The sequence below is a fragment of the Dawidia soli genome (genome assembly GCF_018598185.1).
GTDB lineage: Bacteria > Bacteroidota > Bacteroidia > Cytophagales > Cyclobacteriaceae > Ohtaekwangia > Ohtaekwangia soli.
Genome location: NZ_JAHESC010000005.1, coordinates 116,172 through 134,751, shown reverse-complemented (window position 1 = coordinate 134,751; position 18,580 = coordinate 116,172). Strand labels below are relative to the sequence as shown.

Sequence of the window (18,580 nt, the reverse complement as noted above, 5' to 3'; positions counted from 1 at the left end):
AAAATACAACGCTTTGATTATGCGATTTCATAAAATTATTCTCTCCCTCGTCGCAGCCGGGCTTTTGCTGGGCGGCTGTAAGGACGAGCTCGATATACCGGCGCAAGGTGCGCTGAGCGAAGACCAGCTGGCGACGAAGGCGGGTGTCAATGCACTGCTGCTGGCGGCCTATGCGGCACTGGACGGGCAACAGTATGTAAACAACTCGGTGCAGAATCTGTCGGGCAGCAATGCGTGGGAGGCTTCTCCGAGCAACTGGGTATTCGGCTCCATCGCGGGCGGCGATGCGCACAAAGGCAGCGACGGTAGCGACCAGGCTGCCGTGGACGCCATTGCGAAGTTTACCGCCGACCCGACGAACTCCTACTTTAACAGTAAGTGGCGCACGGTATATGAGGGGATCAATCGTACCAACTCCGTATTGAAGGTTATGGCGGAAACGACCGACATGACCGAAGACGAGAAAAAGGTCGTTGCTGCCGAGACCCGTTTCCTGCGGGCGCACTTTTACTTTGAACTGAAGAAGATCTTTGGCAACATTCCGTGGATCGACGAGACCATTCCATCTGCGGAAGCGGGCAAGGTTGTGAACACGGTAGACGTGTGGCCCAAGATCGAAGATGATTTTCAGTACGCAGTCGATAACCTGCCCCCGACGCAGTCCGATGTGGGCCGCGTGAACAAGTGGGCGGCGATGACGTACCTGGCCAAAACGTACCTCTATCAAAAGAAGTATCCGGAAGCCAAAGCGCTCTTCGACCAGGTTGTGTCACAGGGTGTCACCAGCAACGGTCTGAAGTATGCGCTGGTGGCACATTTTCACGACAACTTCGATGCCGCTACGGAGAACAACTCCGAGTCGGTATTTGCCATCCAGATGGTTGCCAACGATGGTTCGGGCAGCATTGCCAACGCCAACCAGGGCGACATGCTCAACTTCCCGTATGGCGACAGCCCCTTCCGCTGCTGTGGTTTCTTCCAACCTACACAGGACCTGGTAAACTCGTACCGCACGGATGACGACGGCCTGCCCTACCTGGACGAGTACAACAACCACCCGGTGAAAAGCGACCAGGGCGTTGCATCCAACACGGCGTTCACCGAAGACACGGGCAACCTCGATCCGCGCCTGGACTGGACGGTTGGTCGCCGCGGCCTCCCCTACCTGGACTGGGGTCACCACCCGGGGGCTAACTGGATCCGCAGCCCGGGCCAAACCTATGCCGGTCCGTACTCGCCGAAAAAGAACATTTACATGCAAGCCACGCAGAACCAGTATTCCGATCAAAGTGTGTGGGCACCGGGTACGGCCATCAACCTGAATGTGATCCGTTTTGCCGACGTATTGCTGATGGCTGCCGAAGTGGAAGCGCAGTTGGGTAACTATAACATCGCACAGGGATATGTCAATCAGGTACGTGCACGCGCGGCCGATCCGCAAAACTTCGTCTACGAGTATATAGACGCCAGCAAGCCACTCGACGGTTATACTACAACGCCGGCGGCGACCTACGAGATAGCAGAATACCCTGCCGGCGCCTTTACGGCCGGTGGCCGGGAGTTCAGTCTGAAGGCCATTTACTTCGAGCGCAAGCTGGAGCTGGCAATGGAAGGCCACCGTTTCTTCGACCTGGTGCGCTGGGAAATTGCCGAGGATGCATTGACTGCGTTCTTTACCTATGAGAGCACCATCACGACCGACATCCAGGGAGGAAAGTTCATCGCCGGTAAGAATGAGCACTTCCCCATTCCTCAACGTCAAATCGACCTGAGCACCTCGAATGGCGAGTCGGCGTTAACCCAAAATGACCTGTACTGACACTGACAGACAGGATAGTGTAGCGGTTCCGTGCGCAGAGTGCTTGCGGGACCGCTTCCGCTTTTTGACGTTTCACCGGATAATTATCCACTAAGACATCGTAAAAGTGGTGTCCATGTAAAATGTCAGAGTCTTTTAAGAAAAAAGCCCAATAATGAACAAAGTTTTAGCAGAGCACCGATTATCGAGGGACTTATTGATGGGAGAAACTTTTAAACTTGTCGGCAAACATTTCGCGACCGCGCTACCGGCCCGGGGAGTAGACCTGACCCAGGAGCAACTTTCCCTGATGCACGTCATCAACCAGACAAAGGAATCTACCCAGCAAGAGCTCTCGTCGATCTTACACAAGGACAAGTCGGGCATTCTCCGGCTAACGGATGAGCTAGAGCGTAAAAAGCTCGTAGTCCGCCAGGCCGATACCCAGGACCGCCGCAAGAAGTCGCTTGTCCTGACCGAGAAGGGTACCGAGATTATGGTCAAGGCCCTGGCCGTGGAGGCCGACGTATTGACCAAACTCCTGGCGGGCGTGACCGATCAGGAACTGGACGTTTTCCTAAGCGTATTACACAAGATCCAACGGAACGGAAGAGATTGATTTTTTTTGGATGTATAGTTGACGTCGTCAATTATATCGATGGGCAATAATATGAAGATGAGACCAATACGGTTCGCGTTAAATGCCAATACATACCGGCACCTGTTTCATGGCACCATGGCCGTGGTCTTTATTATGCCCTGGCCCATCCTGATGCGGCACGATTCGCATTTCCTGCTGGTGAGTCAGGGGCAGTATTGGCTACTCCTGGGTTTGCTGACCATCCCCTTTTATTTCGTCAATACCTACCTGCTTGTGCCCTTCTACCTGACCAACCGTAAGTATGGTACATATGCCGTGTTGCTGATTGTGTGTATGTTCGTCAACACCATCCTGAAAGATTGCTTCAATTCCATGGGTCTGATGCCGGGGTCGCCGATCATTCCCAACGGCAATTATACCTGGCCGATGCATGTATTCCCGCTGCTCCTGTTGTTTGGCATGGGTACGAGCTTCGAAATGATCCTGCGGTGGGAAGTACAACGCCGGCGCGAAGAGCAGATCGAAAAAGAAAAGATCAGTACGGAGCTGACGCTGCTCAAGAACCAGGTCAATCCACATTTTTTATTCAACGCCCTCAATACCATCTTCTCGCTGACCGAAAAGAAGTCGCCATCGGCCGGCCGGGCGATCCTGCTGCTTTCATCCATTATGCGGTATGTATTGTACGAAACCAAACGCGACCGGGTGCAACTGCTGAAGGAGCTCACACACATCGAAGACTACATCTCGCTGCAGCGGTTGCGCATACCCGACACCGGCAATATCGAGATCCGTTTTACGTATGCCGGCGACCTGCGCCGGGCGCGCATAGAGCCGTCGCTGCTGGTGATGTTTGTGGAGAATGCGTTCAAGCATGGGATCTCTTACTATCACCGCAGCAGCATTTTGATCGACCTGCAACTGGCGGGCGACACCCTGCTCTTCACTGTCAGTAACAGCAAGCTGCCGTACGCCGAAAACCGGCGGCAATTTGATACGCACTATAGTGGTATCGGCCTGGCCAATACCCGACGGAGGTTAGACCTCATTTATGGCAACCGGTATTCGCTCGAGATCCGCGAGACGGCCGAATGCTTTCACATAACGCTCCAGATACACCTTACCGAAGAGGATGACTGGACCGAATTATTAACCCCTACTGCAACATAAGTTGTCATGAAGATCAACTGTATTATTATCGATGACGAACCGCTTGCCATCGACCTGTTAACCGGCTACGTTGAGAAAGTACCCTACCTGCAATTAAAGGGATCGTTCTTCCGGCCCATGGACGCGATGACCGTGCTCAACACCGGCAAGATCGACCTGATCTACCTGGATGTAAGCATGCCCGACCTTTCCGGCATCGAGTTTCTCAAAAGCCTGGCGCATCCACCACGTGTGATCTTTGTCAGCGCCCACGAGCATTTCGCGTTTCAGGGATTTGAAGTCAACGCCATCGACTACTTGCTAAAGCCGGTGCCGTTCAACCGTTTTTTACTGGGCGCCGAGCGGGCACTCGACGTGCTGAAGAACAAGATCGCACAACAACACGATTACATCTTTGTCAAGGTCGAACACAACATCGTCAAGGTTCCGCTGGAATCCATCTATTACATCGAAGGGTATAAAGATTACCTCAAGATCCACACCGACAAGCCTAACCCCATTCTGACGTTGACAACGTTCAAATCCATGGAAGATCTGTTACCCGATAACTTTCAAAGGATCCACCGATCGTTTATGATCTCGATCGACAAGATCATTTCGTTCCGAAACTCCAAGGTCTATATCAAGAACCGGTATATCCCCATTGGCGAATCATATAGCGAGATCTTCTATAAAACAGTCGTGGGCGAACGGCTTCAATAGAAGCCACTCGCCCACGGTCCGATACGTATAACCGGTTTACTGCAGGCACCCGCTGATGCGTCCGGAGACGATGCGGTAATATACTTCATAGCCCCAATAGTCCCGGCTGTTGAGGGTTACACTGCAAAACTCGGCGGTGATCTTCTTATCTTTCGTCACCGTCACATATATTGTACCACCATAGTTGGTAAACGGATAATCATAACCGCTTTCCTCATAGTGGATCGCGGCTTCGGTCGTGCCAACGGAATAGATATCCGACACGATCGTGTATGTACCGCTTTTGGTAGGTTTGCCCGATCCGCCCAGGTGAACAACAAAGCTATCGACGCCGTCGATCAGGATGGCAATAGTATAGCCTACCGTGCTGATATCGCAGGAATAATCGCTGATGGCCGCCACCACGTTCCGATCATTAATTCTAAGCGTATTGTCACTTAACGCACTGGTGCAAGGCGATACGACCGGGACAAAAACTTCACATTGCATGCACCGGCCCCCACAGTCGATCTCTTCTTCATCCTGGTTGCGAATGCCATCATAGCAGGTAGGTCCGATCCACGGATTGTCCTGTTCCTCCGGGGTACAGGCGCCGGCCAGCGCCACCAAAATAATATAGAATAAACGTTTACGCATATTGATCAGAACAGAACGTAACCTACGCCCAGGGTAAGGTTGAACAAATAGTATCCCATAAGGCTCTGGTGCACTTTATAGCCCGAGAAATCGTCGGCGTTCCAGTCGCTCTCGCTTTCGGTTAAAAAGTTACCGGGTACAAAGGCCCAGCCAAACTCGAACCCGGCGCGCACCAGCAGGTTCTTCAACGGCATGCTCTGGCGGCCCATTTGCATCGTCACCACGGGATATTTAAAGTCGTCGCGGAATTGTTTGGCGCCGGAGCTTTTTGTGTCATAGGTGTTCAGGCGTGTGTAATACACCGACAATGTTTGGTAGTACCCGATGGGCGCCACGGTAGTGCTGTAATAAAACTTCAGGTGCAGGCCCAACGCATCGCCTTTGACCACATCCGGATCGTATTGATAGCTGTACTCCTGCCCTTCGACCGGTGGCGACGTGTAGTAGCCCCGTGTCGTGCCAAAGCTGGCCCGGCTGTAGGAAACACCGATGGCGTGGCGCTTAAAGAGCTGGTATTCGGCCGTTACCTGCGGACGGGTGTTGAAGGCAAACCGGTTTGTCGTCGCCATGTTGGTGCCGGCATCGAGGTCGACCATCAGCTTATTGCCGGGCGACTGCGCAAATACGGCCGGTGACGGATTGGCGTCGAGGAATACTGAAAAACGTTTTCCCACAAAGCCGGGTACCTGGGCCTGGCTGCTCAGCGCGCCCAGGATGAATACGATCAGACAACCGAGCCTCATACTTTTACTTTGGTTTTTTTAAGTTTCAGGAGTGTGTAGTAGATATTGGACTGGAGGATGTTGGCATTGTCACGCACCGACATGGCGCGTACATCGACAACTTCCAACGCCTGTGTGCGCACATTAAAGACCAGGCTGAAATACATGCTGCGGCCCTTTGGCGTAAACACCAGCGGTATCAGCAACGGTGCCGCGGGTGGAGCCGCCGCGCTGGCGATGACCAGCCACACCTTACCACGGCGCTTGCGGGTAACACTGATGCCACCCATCCATACAAAGTGGTCTGTTTTATAGGAGTCCGCCAATGCTGTGATCTCATTATAGATCGGGCTCACCTGCAGTTTTTCGGAACGCATCTGCTCATCGATCCAGTCGTTCAGGATGCTGTTGGCCTGCATCGTGCGGATGCTGCCCGACGTCACGTTGTTGGGGTTGATCACCTCGGAGCTCAGGTCGAGTCGCCCGGCGGCCACACCGATCTTTTCATCGATGTCCAGCATGACCTCTTCGGCCTCGATGTGACGCACCCGTTGTTTTTTTCGCGTGTCGATCTTCTTATAGATCGGGTTTACCACCACGATCTTGTTTACATCCAGCGGCTTCTCTTTAACTTTTATCTTCTTTTTCTTCCGGGTGATCTTTTTGCTTTCGGCAATCTCTTTGCGGACGATGGCGATCTGCTTGTCAAACCGTTCAAAGAACTCGTCGTTGTCTTTAAAATCCAGGAACGCATACTGTGTATAGGGATACTCCAGCTCGGGGATCTCTTTTTCGGTGGCCGTGCGCAGAAAGCTTTCCTCCAGGTCATCTTGCTCGGCGGCCAGCGAGCGGATAATATCACTGAGCATCAGCGCGATCTCCTTATTTTCGGGCGCTGCTTCCAGGCATTTGTTCAATTCGCGCATAGCGGTAACGCTGGTCTCATACGCGGTCTGGCGGCTGAAGAACTCGGCCAGGTAGGCCTCGGTGCTGGCCCAGTTTTCCTGGCGCTGGTATTCGTCATCCGCCAGCTTGGCTTTGGCCAGGCCGTATAACGCCTTCGCTACTGTTTCCTTCAGGTATACCGAAGTCGGGTCTTGCTCCTGCAGGCTGATGGCCAGGGCCAGGGCATCAAAGTACAGGTGTTCGAGCAAGTACAGCCGGCAGAGCTCGAAGCGGGCCATCTTCCGCACCTTTTCAAATCCTGTTTTGGAAACGCGGTATAAGTCGCCGGGGCCGCCGTCGCGGAACTTGCGGGCGACAATGCGCTTGCGTTTACGCACGTCGGGGTGCGTGCTCAGCTCATCGTCGTTGTCCTCCTGCGGATAGGTGCTCTTGACAGACTTGGCCACCAGTGTGTCGGGGAAGATATAGCGGGCCGACTCGAAGGTGCGCTTGTCAAAGCGTGTCCAGAAGATCGGGTGATCGCCGTTGCGCAGCACGTCGAAGATAGAGCCGACGGAATCTTTGCTATAGGCCGACCGGATATAAATGTCGATGGCACCCTGGTCGGCTTCGGTCTCCAGCTCGCGCGAATACGAGCTCTTGGCAAAGGCCTTATCGGACGAAGACAACTTGCGATAATCGCGCGACTCTTCGATCACGACGTTATTGACATAGCTGTTGATGACATGTTTCTTTTCGTAGTGGGTCGCTTCGTGGCCCAGGACAAACGCCAGCTGCGCTTCGTTTTCCAGGCGTGCCAGCAGGCCCAGGTTGACGAAGACGATACCATTGTTGGTCGTGAAAGCGTTCGTGACCGGCGACTTGACAGTATATACGCGCAGCTTGCTTTGCAGGGCGGGGTACGGTTTTAACACCTCCTGTAAAACGCTGTTGGTATACGTGGAGATCTCATCGTTAAAGAGTACGTTTCCGCTGCCGAGAAATTCGTCGAGGTTGAAAGTGCTTTCCAGATAAAATTTCTTCCGCCCCTTGCGTTCACGACGTGTCTCCTCCTTGTCGTGCGTCATGTTGGTAAGCTCCTGGGCATATTTGGCCGCCGAACGGTCTGTGAAGTCTTTCGGCACCGGGCCTTGCGACTGCACCGTTCTATAGTGATTAAAGTCTTGCAGGAAGGCCGGCGTACAACATAGTGCAACAAGGGCAACCGTTAGTATACATCTCATGGTAGAGGATATTGGGGCTGCAAATCTGTTTAGTATTCCGGGAATTCCCGAGAGGATGTATGAAATTCCGTCAGTCTACAGAATCCGTTTAACTATTTCCTCACGCACTCCGTCGCGTATTTTGTCTCGCTTGCAGAAATCGGAAGCCATGCTACGCCGGGGCCGTGCGTTGTGCACGACGGCTTGTTTTTCACGGCCACCCCCGTACTCCCGGCTTCCGGGCAGGTAGGCGAAGCCTGTATCTTACGAGGTACGAAATGTTACGGGAATGGTAGAATTTACGCCTTTCACAGTGCCACCAAGGGTGTTCCGGCCGGGTACAGTTTTTGAAACCGGATGTTCCGACGCTTTTCCGTATGTATAAAACCCCCGGCACCCTATACATCGGTACGAGTAATATCGTATTACCCGGACCGAAGGCCACCTTTCCGGAAGCTTTCCGGGCGGGCAGCCGGCTTCATTATTACAGCAGCCTCTTCAACAGCCTGGAGGTGAACAGTACCTTTTACAAGTTGCCGCTGGCCGCTACGTTGGAAAAATGGGCGGCCGATGTCCCGGATGATTTTACGTTTACTATCAAGCTGTGGCGTGAAATCACCCACAACCGGCACCTCACGTTCACCCCGGAGCATATCGAGCGCTTTATGGAGATCGCCGAAGGCGTAGGGCGTAAGAAGGGTTGCCTGCTGATACAATTTCCGGCGAGCGTAACGATGACCAGCTTTGCCTGGGTGAAGGAGATCCTCGAATGTGTCACGACGCTCAACACGTCGCCGGCCTGGCATGTATGTGTCGAGTTCCGCCATGCAAGCTGGTATGCGCACGAGGCCGTCGCCCGGCTCTTGCAGCGGCTGCGCATTTCGTTTGTCCTTCACGATATGCCCCGCTCGAAACCTCCGCGTACCGTGGTGCCCGGACCGGTAGTTTACTTGCGTTTTCACGGCCCGGCGGGTGACTATAAAGGTGGCTACAATACCCCGACACTGCACGAGTATGCGACCTATATCGGGGCCAGTCTGAAGGCCGGCCAGGACGTCTATGTATACTTCAACAACACCCTGGGCGATGCGCTGCAAAATGCGCAGTGTTTGCAAACGCTGACCGGCTACCCCGCCGTGAACGATCCGAGCACTCTTAATCGCCATTAGATCGCCCCCGGCAGCAACGCGCTCTGGCTGAACCGCTTAGCCATTTATCGCGCATCTTATTTCTAGATTTTTTACCGACAAATTGATTCCGGCAGCGTGATGGACGTGCTTTGATTGTGCGCACGCAAACGTTTGTATATAGCCATTCAAACGTTAATTCCACGTCCTAAAAAAACTAAACACCACACTTTATGAAAGAACGTTTCCCCTTGTTTTACGCCCTTTTCCGAATCCGGCTCCAGGGGTTGGCAGTACTCCTGATGCTGCTGGCACAGGCGCTATACGCCCAGGACCCGCCCCCATACGGCACCCCGTTTTCGGGCGTGCCCGATGCCCGCGATGTGAACATGTACCAGGTACACATCCGCCCCTACAGCGCGGCCGGCAACCTGCAGGGTGTCATCAGCCGCCTGGACCAGATCAAGGCCCTTGGCACCAACGTGATCTACCTCATGCCCCTCTATCCGCACGGCACCGATGCGCGCAGCTCACAATCACCGTACTGTGTAAAAGACTTCAAGGCGGTTGGCGCGGAGTATGGCTCGTTAACCGACCTGCGTACGCTCGTAGACGGCGCCCACAGCCGGGGCATGGCGGTCATGCTGGACTTTGTCGTCAACCAAACGTCGTGGGACCATCCGTGGATCACCCAACATCCCGACTGGTACGTACGCGTGAATGGCGTCATTCAACAGCTCGCGGAGTTCAGCGACGTAGCCGCGCTCGACATGAACAATACCACGATGCGTGCCGCGATGATCGACGCGATGCGTTACTGGATCTTTGCCGCCAACATCGACGGCTACCGATGCGACTTTGCCAACAATGCCCCCCTGCCCTTCTGGACGGCGGTCATCAACAACCTGCGCGGCATCACATCGCACAAGTTGCTGATGTTTGCCGAAGGCGACCGGATCGAGAACTTCCAGGCGGGCTTTGACATGAACTTCGGCGATAAATGGTTTTACGATGCGCTGGAGGATGTCGCCAAGGGCGGATCTGTATCCTTGTTTCAATCCGTCACCAACACCGAGTATACGTATGCCGGCGCCGCCCAACAGGTAGTGCGTTACACCGCGAACCACGACACCGAAACCCGCACGGACGGCTTCCTGCCCTTTCAGCTGTTTCAGAACCATGCGGGCGTCGTCGTGAACTTCGTGGTTTCGGCCTATATGCGAGGCGTGCCGTTCCTGACCAGCGGCCAGGAGGTGGATTTTAACCAGGCTATACCCTGGCCGTATACTACCGTCAAGATCAACTGGAGCGCCAACCCAACGGCGGCGGCCGATTTTACCAAAATCCTGACCTTCCGCACCAACAGTACCGCCGTACGCCGGGGCACGCTCACGACGTATTCCAATAACGATGTATGCGCCTTTACCAAAGTATCGGGCACGGAGAAGGTTGTCGTGCTGGCCAACCTGCGGAACAACGGTGCGAGCTATGTGATCCCGGCGGCGCTGGCCGGCAGTTATGTCGATGCCTATACGGGCGCGGCCGTTACGCTCACGGCGGGCGCCACACAGTCGCTGTCGAACTTTCAATACCGGGTGCTTACCAACGCCAATGTGCCGGACGTGCCCGTCGCGTCGGTGGCGGTCAGCCCGACAAGCGCCAGCATCAAGGTGGGGCTTACCCAGCAGCTTACGGCCACGGTCAGTCCTGCAAATGCCACCAACCAGTCCGTTACCTGGGCGTCGAGCAATACCGCCGTGGCAACGGTCAACAGCAGCGGTTTAGTAACAGGAGTATCGACCGGCAGCGCAACCATTACCGCCACGACGGTAAGTGGCGGCAAGACGGCCACCGCCGCCATCACGGTAACTCCGGCATCGTCGTTTACGGTATACTTCTACAAGCCGGCCAGTTGGGGCACCACCCTACGCATCTACTATTGGAACACCCTGCCGGCCGGATCGATCCCCACCGTTACCTGGCCGGGGGTAAGCATGGCCAACGCCGGCGGCGGCTGGTATAGCTATACCTTTACGAATGTTACCTCCACGAACCTGATCTTTAACGACGGCACGAACCAGACGGCCGACCTGATACGCAGCACCACGGGCTGGTATCAAAACAACACGTGGTACAACGCCGACCCCGGCACGCCACCGGTGACGGATACCTACTATACCATCCGCAACCGCTGGAAAAACACGTACCTGTACGATGCGGGCGGCAGCGTGGGCTATGGCGCTACCGCGGCCAACAACAACTACCAATGGCAGAAGGTGGCCATCGACGCCAACTACTTCTGGCTGAAGAACCGCGGCACGGGCGAGTATATGCACATTGAAAACCAAACCGGATCGGTACAATGCACGGCGGTAACGCTGGAATGGTGGAGCGCCCAATGGTTGCAGGACAACGTAGACGGCACGTATGTACGCCTGCGCAACCACTGGCAAACCGGCAGCATCATCCACGTCGAAGGCCAAACCGGCTCCGCGCAATACGCCGGCGCACAGGAGGGCTGGTATAGCGCGCAATGGCAGCTAATACCGGTCAGCACCGGCGGCCGCACGGCAGCATCGGAGATGCCCGTGTATGAGGAGAGATCTTTATCGGCGGTGGCGGTGTATCCCAATCCCGCCCGGGGCAATCAGCTGCATGTGCAGGTACCGGAATTACCCGACGCCATACCGGCGGCTGTGCTAATCCAGGATGTACACGGCCGGCCTGTGCTGGAAACGAGGGTGAAGCGCTCGGGGGTGATCACGCACGACCTGCCCGGAGGGCTGTATTTTGTGAAAGTAAGGACAGCAGAGGCCGTGCGGGTAGAGAAGGTTTTGATCGAGCGATAGTGGTTTTCCAGAGCTTTTAAATGGGAAAGAGGCCTTCCGGCCTCTTTCCTTGTTATCTTCCGTAGAGCAGCGTCCTATCAACGGCACATCAGACGAAGTGTATTTGCATTCATCCGCCACGGATATGGCAGCGATATAGCAGCGCCTTAAAGGCTGCTTCATCAGTGCGTTATCTGTGCCGTATCAGTTCGACATCTCTGCTATATCCCTGGTTTTGACCTGCTGCATCTGGCGCAAAGTCCTCACCTATGGTTATTTCAGTTCGAGGACAACTACCGAAAACGGCGGCACGGTTACATTCAGCGCTCCGCCTTTCAGCTTTGCGTCGTTAAACGCGACCGGCTTTATATTCGCCGGCTTGTCAAATGTATTATGATCCTGTAACGTTTTCGAAGTCAATATACGGCCGGAAACCGTTTTATGCGTCGTTGCGCCAAACAAGTCGATACTAACGTCCTGCGCATTCTTCGCGTCGACGTTTACCAGGGAGATATGCGTACGGCCCTGTGCATCTACAGATGCCGATGCCGATACTGCGGGTAGCTTGTCGTTGCCAAAGGCATAGTCTTTTGTTTGTAGCGTGAGCGGCAGCAGTTTGGCATCCTGGTGCACCTTGTACATTTCCATGACGTGATAGGTGGGTGTCAGGATCATCTTTTCTTCGTCGGTGAGGATCACGGCCTGGAGAACGTTGATGGTCTGGGCGAGGTTGGCCATGCGCACGCGGTCGGCGTGGTTGTTGAAGATGTTCAGGGTCATGCCGGCGATCATCGCGTCGCGCATCGTGTTTTGCTGGAATAAAAAGCCGGGATTGGTGCCGGGCTCTACGTCGTACCAGCCGCCCCACTCGTCCACCACCAGGGCTACACGTTTGGCGGGGTCGTATTTGTCCATGATCGTGCTGTGACGCGTCACCAGCTCTTCCATGCGCCAGGCTTGCTTCATGGTTTTGAAGTATTGCTCTTCGCTGAAGCCCGTGGCGGGGCCTTTGCTGTTCCACTCGATGACGGAATAGTGGTGCAGCGCTAATCCGCCCAGCATGTTGTGTGGTATGTCGCGCATGAGTACTTCCGTCCAGTTATAGTCGGCACCGTTCGCCCCTGAGGCGATCCGGAACAGCTTGTTGCTGTTGTTCCAGTCGGTCATAAACGTAGCGTACTGGCGGTATATATTCGCGTAGTGCTCGGGCTTCATGTTGCCTCCACACCCCCAGGCTTCGTTGCCGACACCCCAGTAGTTCACTTTCCAGGGATTTTCGCGGCCGTTCTCTTTACGCCACGCCGACATGGGACTTACCCCGCCGAAGTTTACGTACTGCAGCCACTCGGTCAGTTCCTGTACCGTGCCGCTGCCGACGTTCGCGGCAAGGTAGGGCTCGGTACCCAGGAGCTCGCACATGTCGAGGAAGTCGTGTGTACCGAAGCTATTGTCTTCGGTCACACCGCCCCACCACACGTTGACGATCTTCGGGCGTTTGTCTTTAGGGCCTACGCCGTCCTTCCAATGATAGGTGTCGGCAAAACAGCCGCCCGGCCACCGCAGGTTGGGAATGTTCAGTTGCTTGAGGGCTTCAATAACATCTTTGCGAATACCTTTCACATGCGGCACTTTGGTGTTATTCTCGCCGACATAAAAACCGCCGTATATACACCGGCCCAGGTGCTCGGCAAAATGGCCGTAAATATGTTTGCTGATGGTGGTTTGTGGACCGGTCGTCTGTATCGAGATCTTATTCGCTGTGCCCTGTGCAAAAGCAGTGACTGTCGTCAGGCACACCACAAGCAGGCATGCCAGTCTTACGAAAAATGCGTGAGGAGAAGAGAACATGGGTTATCTGGTTTTAATTGTACAAATTACAATTCAATATAAACATTCGTCCCAGGAATGTATCCGGGGGACGCAAAATTCTTTCTGTAATCTCAGGCCGGCGCTGACGGTGGGTATACCGGCGGCGGGCGTTATATAAACTTCAGGGCGTTCGATTCCATCTTGCGATATTTGACGGTGTCGAACACATAATAAAAGGCTCCCTTTTTCGAAGACTCGCGTTCTTTTTCGTCGAGCTTTTTCAGAATGCCTAACGAAAGCATCTTTTTGGCAAAGTTGCGTTTGTCGAGCTCTGTTTCGTAGATCGCCTCGTACAGGTTCTGCAGCTGCGGCAGTGTGAACTTCTTCGCCAGCAGCTCAAACCCTACCGGGTGCGTCGCAACCTTTTGACGCAGCATGGCTTTTGCTTTCTCCACCATCTTTTTATGGTCGAAGATCAGCGCCGGCATTTTGTCGAGCGGAAACCAACGCGACTCGTGTTCCTGCTCCAGCTGTTTGTTGTGGGCCGCAATGTTGATCAACGCAAAGTACGCGATCGAAATAACCCGTCCCGCGGTATCCCGGTTCACATCGGTGAACGTATGGAGCTGCTCGACATAAACATCCTTCATGCCGGTAAGCTGGTGGAGCACGCGCAGCGCGGCCTTGTCGGCATTTTCGTCTTCCCCCACGAAGCCCCCCATCAGCGACCATTTGCCGCGCTCGGGTTCGAAGCCGCGTTTAATGAGCAACGCCTTTAGCTCGCTGCCGTCAAACCCAAAGATGATACAGTCGACCGCTACGAGGATCTTCTTGTGAAGTTTATAGTTCTGGATGTCCATAGCAGCGAAGGTACCCTATCCTCCGAACTTTCACCAACACTTTCCACCGGCGGACTGTCAAAATAAAGGTGCTACCATCCCGTCAGGGCCGGTAATACAGCTCATTCCAGCGCAGCTCGTTCCGGAACTGGCGCAGGTCGGTATCCTGCCCGATGAGTGTATACTCTATACCGGCCATGTCGGCAAAGTCCTGCAGGTGTTCGGCGGTGAGGTTCTGGCTATAGCAGGTGTGGTGCGCACCGCCGGCCAGGATCCATGCCGCGCAGCCTTCGTACATCGTCGGGTAGGGCTTCCATAACACCCGGGCTACGGGCAGTTTGGGCAGGTCTTGTTCGGGTGTTACCGCCTCCACCTCGTTCACCAGCAGCCGGAAGCGATTGCCCATGTCGATGACCGACGCGTTGAGGGCGGGGCCGGCTGCCGCATTAAATACCAGGCGCACGGGGTCGCTCTTGCCCCCAATGCCCAGCGGATGGATCTCACACGACGGTTTGCCGTCTGCAATAGACGCGCAGATTTCCAGCATGTGTGCTCCCAGTACCAGGGGATTGGCGGGGTCAAAATGATAGGTATAGTCTTCCATGAAGGAGTTTCCTCCCGGCAGGCCGCTGCCCATGGTCTTCATGGCGCGGACCAGCGCCGCCGTTTTCCAGTCACCTTCCGCCCCAAAGCCATAGCCATCGGCCATGATGCGTTGTACGGCAATGCCCGGCAGCTGCACCAGGCCGTGCAGGTCTTCGAACGTATCGGTAAAGCCTTTGAAGTTTCCGGCCTTCAGGAATTCGCGTAAGCCCAGCTCGATGCGCGCGGCCTCCTGCAGCGAAGCATGCCGGGCGCCGCCTTTGCGCAAGGCATCGGCCACGCGATAGCTGGCTTCGTATTCGTCCACCAATGCGGTGACGGCTGCATCGGGCACAGACCGGATCACCTGCACCAGGTCGCCCATACCGTAGCCGTTAACCGAATACCCGAACCGGATCTCGGCCTCCACCTTGTCGCCTTCGGTTACCGCTACCTGCCGCATGTTATCGCCAAAGCGGCAGAACCGCGCACCCTGCAGGTCGTGCCACCCGGCGGCTGCACGCATCCACACATTGAGACGTTCGTGCACATACGCATCCTGCCAGTGGCCCACCACCACTTTGCGCTCCAGGCGCATGCGTGACATAATAAAACCAAACTCGCGGTCGCCGTGCGCGCTTTGGTTCAGGTTCATAAAATCCATGTCGATGCCCGACCAGGGGATGTCACGGTTAAACTGGGTGTGCAAATGAAGCAATGGTTTCTGCAGGATCTTCAAACCACCGATCCACATTTTGGCGGGCGAGAAGGTATGCATCCAGGCCACAAGGCCGATGCAGGCGGCATGCCGGTTGGCTTCCTGGCACACCTGGTATATTTCCTCGGGTGTTTTGAGCACGGGCTTATATACTACGCGCACGGGAATGGCCGGCGCGGCATCCAGTGTCCGGGCGATCTCTTCGGAGTGGGCGGCCACCTGCCGGAGCGTTTCTTCGCCATACAAAAACTGGCTTCCCGTCAGAAACCAAACTTCCAGCGTCTTCAAGTTCGTCATGATTGTTGTCGTTTGTCTATATCGTTGATTTGTTATTGCCCATAATATGCGTGGGGTCCGTGTTTCCGCTCATAGTGTTTGCGAATGAGCGACTCTTTGAGGCGGGCGGCATCGGGTTGTATCTGGCGTGTGAGGTAGGCCATCTGCGCGACCGACTCCAGCACCGCGCTGTTGTAGACCGCCTTGCGACAGTCTTTGCCCCAGGTAAAGGGCGCATGGTTCCCCACCAGGATCATTTCCATGTCGCGGTGGCTCAGCCGGCGCTCAGCCAGGCATTGAAGGATCTGCAGGCCTGTTTGGTATTCGTAGTCTCCCTGGATCATCTGGTCGTCCATGGGCGGCGCACAGGGTATGTCGGCCGTGGTATGATCGGCATGCGTTGTGCCGAAGATTGGAATGTCTGTCAGCGCCTGCGCCCAGGCGGTGGCATACGTAGAGTGCGTATGGACGATACCGCCTACGTCGGGCCAATGGCTGTACAGCACCGCGTGGGTTTTGGTATCGGATGAAGGTCGCAACGCGCCGTCTACCACATTTCCATCGAAATCCACGACCACCATGTTGGCCGGCGACAGCTCGTCGTACGGCACGCCGCTGGGCTTGATGGCAAAGACGCGCTGCTCGTGATCGGCGGCGCTTACATTGCCAAAGGTAAACAACACCAGCCCCAGTTTAGGCAGTTGCATGTTGGCATCATACGCGGCCGTGCGGATAGTATCATAATTTTTTTTCATGGCACACTGGCGTTAGGCGAAGGCTCCCTGAACACGTTGCGGATCGGCCGGCAACGGTTCGACCGATTGCTCGATCATCGCGCCAAAGGCCTGATACTTTTTATACCGCGCATGGTAATACGGCACGGCAGCCGGCTGCGGGTCGTAGGTGAGGTCAAACCCCTGTCCCATCGCCTGCATGGCCACCTCCGCCGACGGATGTATCCCGGCAGCCGTGGCGGCAAACATCGCCGCTCCCAGGGCGCACGTTTGCTCCGAACGATGGATGCGGATCGATTTATTCATGACGTTGGCCATCACCTGCATGACGTAGGGAGCCTTGCGCGCTACGCCGCCCAGGGCAATGATGCCTTTCACCGGTATACCTTCGTGCTGGAACCGATCGGCAATGGCCCTGGCACCAAAACAGGTCGTCTCTACCCAGGCCTTGAACAAGGCCGGTGCGTCACTGCCGAGGTTCAAGCCCATGATTCCGCCGGTGAGCCGTTGATTGGCATCGGGGGTACGCCGACCGTTGAGCCAGTCCACGGCAAGCTCGTCGTGCTCGTCCAGCGGCAACTGTCCCGCCTGTACGGCAAGGGTGGCAATGAGTTTGTCGCTCAGCTCGGCCGTTAGCTCCCGGGCTGTTTCGCTCGTGATCAGCGAGGAGCCCGCCAGTATGTTCTCTATCGGCCACAACAGGAGTTTTTTATACCAGGCGTATACATCGCCAAAGGCCGATTGCCCGGCTTCCAGACCGATCATGCCCGGTAGTATCGATCCGTCCACCTGGCCGCAGATGCCGCTGACCAGTTTGTTCTCCATATCCGGCCGGGGGATGACCATCATGTCGCAGGTTGACGTGCCCATCACCTTGCTGAGGTAATACGGTTCGATCTGGCCGCCCACGGCGCCCATGTGGCAGTCGAATGCGCCGATACCCACCACAACCTCCGTCGATAGTCCCAGCCGCGCGGCCCATGCAGCACTTAAATGACCGGCCGCCTGTGCCGCGGTATAGGTCTCCCGCCCCAGCGTTTGCACATACCCTTTCAACAGCGGGTCGAGTGATGTAAAGAATTCATCGGGCGGATAGCCGTGAAAGGCCGCGGCCCACAATCCTTTGTGCCCCGCCGCGCATACGCCGCGTTTAATATCCTCCGCGCGCTGGCCTCCGGTCAGCAGAAAGGGTATCCAGTCACAATGCTCTACCCAGGTATAGCACGCATTACGCACGGCCGCGTCTTCACGCAGGGTATGCAGCAACTTGGCCCAGTACCATTCGGATGAGTATATACCACCGACATATTGCAGGTAGTTGCCGCCAAACACCTGCGCGTGGGCGTTGATCTCGGCGGCCTCTCCTACCGACGTGTGGTCTTTCCACAAGAGGAACATGGCATGCGGATTCTGTTCAAAGCCGGCGGTCAGCGCCAACGGCGTGCCCGTTCGGTCTACCGCGACCGGTGTCGACCCCGTGGTATCTATACTGATGCCTTTTACATGCTTGCGCGCATCGCCGCCGGCCTGCTCGAGGCATGCACGCACGGTGTGTTCCAATCCTTCGATGTAATCGCTCGGGTGCTGCCGGAATTGGTTCGATGCCGGATCACAATACAGGCCGTCGCGCCAGCGCGGGTAATAAAATACGCTCGTGGCGAGCTCTTCGCCGTTCGCGGCGTTTACGAGCATCGAACGAACGGAGTCTGTGCCGAAGTCAATTCCAATCACAAATGAATCGTGCGCCATAGTGGTTATTTCATTATTATACTGTTGTGATCCGTACTTATATTATTAAATGTAACGTTTACAATTAATAAAACAAAATTCACACGCAGAATCTTTCTATCAAAACCATTCATCATAATTTATTCACCTGCCACAGGTCCGTGTGCAGCTGCGCACGGTCGGCACAGCGAACGCCACTTTT

14 protein-coding genes are annotated in these 18,580 nt (G+C 55.4%); 6 read left to right on the top strand and 8 right to left on the bottom strand.

The genetic code is table 11. The features are described from left to right. Positions 1-19: 19 nt before the first annotated feature. From KK078_RS05205 to KK078_RS05190, 4 genes are all read left to right on the top strand, one after another. Complete coding sequence (locus tag KK078_RS05205; RefSeq protein ID WP_254089193.1) at positions 20-1,819, top strand: RagB/SusD family nutrient uptake outer membrane protein; 1,800 nt, start codon at positions 20-22, stop codon at positions 1,817-1,819. 199 nt (positions 1,820-2,018) lie between these two features. Further along, positions 2,019-2,417 (top strand): MarR family winged helix-turn-helix transcriptional regulator, encoded by a 399-nt coding sequence (locus tag KK078_RS05200; protein WP_254089192.1) that lies wholly within the window; start codon positions 2,019-2,021, stop codon positions 2,415-2,417. 51 nt (positions 2,418-2,468) lie between these two features. Further along, positions 2,469-3,569, top strand: a complete 1,101-nt coding sequence (locus tag KK078_RS05195) for a sensor histidine kinase (RefSeq protein WP_254089191.1) — start codon at positions 2,469-2,471, stop codon at positions 3,567-3,569. Between the two features lie 6 nt (positions 3,570-3,575). After that, positions 3,576-4,271 (top strand): LytR/AlgR family response regulator transcription factor, encoded by a 696-nt coding sequence (locus KK078_RS05190; RefSeq protein WP_254089190.1) that lies wholly within the window; start codon positions 3,576-3,578, stop codon positions 4,269-4,271. Between the two features lie 36 nt (positions 4,272-4,307). Here KK078_RS05190 and KK078_RS05185 read toward each other — a convergent pair whose 3' ends face one another. The 3 genes from KK078_RS05185 to KK078_RS05175 are packed head-to-tail and all read right to left on the bottom strand — an operon-like array spanning position 4,308 to position 7,758. Continuing rightward, positions 4,308-4,907, bottom strand: coding sequence for a hypothetical protein (locus KK078_RS05185; RefSeq protein WP_254089189.1), 600 nt, complete (start codon positions 4,905-4,907; stop codon positions 4,308-4,310). Positions 4,908-4,912: 5 nt separating this feature from the next. Continuing rightward, positions 4,913-5,650: a hypothetical protein gene (locus KK078_RS05180; protein WP_254089188.1), complete on the bottom strand. Its 738-nt coding sequence runs from the start codon at positions 5,648-5,650 to the stop codon at positions 4,913-4,915. Next, positions 5,647-7,758, bottom strand: coding sequence for a M48 family metallopeptidase (locus KK078_RS05175; RefSeq protein WP_254089187.1), 2,112 nt, complete (start codon positions 7,756-7,758; stop codon positions 5,647-5,649). The genes KK078_RS05180 and KK078_RS05175 overlap by 4 nt, the downstream gene beginning before the upstream one ends. Before the next feature lie 356 nt (positions 7,759-8,114). Here KK078_RS05175 and KK078_RS05170 point away from each other — a divergent pair, with 356 nt between their 5' ends. Further along, complete coding sequence (locus tag KK078_RS05170) at positions 8,115-8,906, top strand: DUF72 domain-containing protein (RefSeq protein ID WP_254089186.1); 792 nt, start codon at positions 8,115-8,117, stop codon at positions 8,904-8,906. Between the two features lie 191 nt (positions 8,907-9,097). Further along, positions 9,098-11,713, top strand: a complete 2,616-nt coding sequence (locus tag KK078_RS05165) for an alpha-amylase family glycosyl hydrolase (protein ID WP_254089185.1) — start codon at positions 9,098-9,100, stop codon at positions 11,711-11,713. A gap of 252 nt (positions 11,714-11,965) precedes the next feature. Here the strand turns inward: KK078_RS05165 and KK078_RS05160 are convergent, their stop codons facing one another. The 5 genes from KK078_RS05160 to KK078_RS05140 form a co-directional block, all read right to left on the bottom strand. Continuing rightward, positions 11,966-13,540 carry an alpha-N-arabinofuranosidase gene (locus tag KK078_RS05160; protein WP_254089184.1) on the bottom strand — a complete coding sequence of 525 codons (1,575 nt, stop codon included), beginning with the start codon at positions 13,538-13,540 and terminating at the stop codon, positions 11,966-11,968. Between the two features lie 131 nt (positions 13,541-13,671). Further along, a complete protein-coding gene (locus tag KK078_RS05155) occupies positions 13,672-14,361 on the bottom strand; it encodes an NUDIX hydrolase (protein WP_254089183.1) in 690 nt (229 codons plus the stop codon). Positions 14,362-14,443: 82 nt separating this feature from the next. Continuing rightward, positions 14,444-15,937 carry an L-arabinose isomerase gene (gene araA / locus KK078_RS05150; RefSeq protein WP_254089182.1) on the bottom strand — a complete coding sequence of 498 codons (1,494 nt, stop codon included), beginning with the start codon at positions 15,935-15,937 and terminating at the stop codon, positions 14,444-14,446. A 32-nt stretch (positions 15,938-15,969) separates the two neighbouring features. After that, on the bottom strand, positions 15,970-16,671 hold the full coding sequence (gene araD / locus KK078_RS05145) for an L-ribulose-5-phosphate 4-epimerase AraD (protein WP_254089181.1): 702 nt from the start codon (positions 16,669-16,671) through the stop codon (positions 15,970-15,972). A gap of 12 nt (positions 16,672-16,683) precedes the next feature. Next, positions 16,684-18,399: a ribulokinase gene (locus tag KK078_RS05140; RefSeq protein ID WP_254089180.1), complete on the bottom strand. Its 1,716-nt coding sequence runs from the start codon at positions 18,397-18,399 to the stop codon at positions 16,684-16,686. Positions 18,400-18,580: the final 181 nt, after the last annotated feature.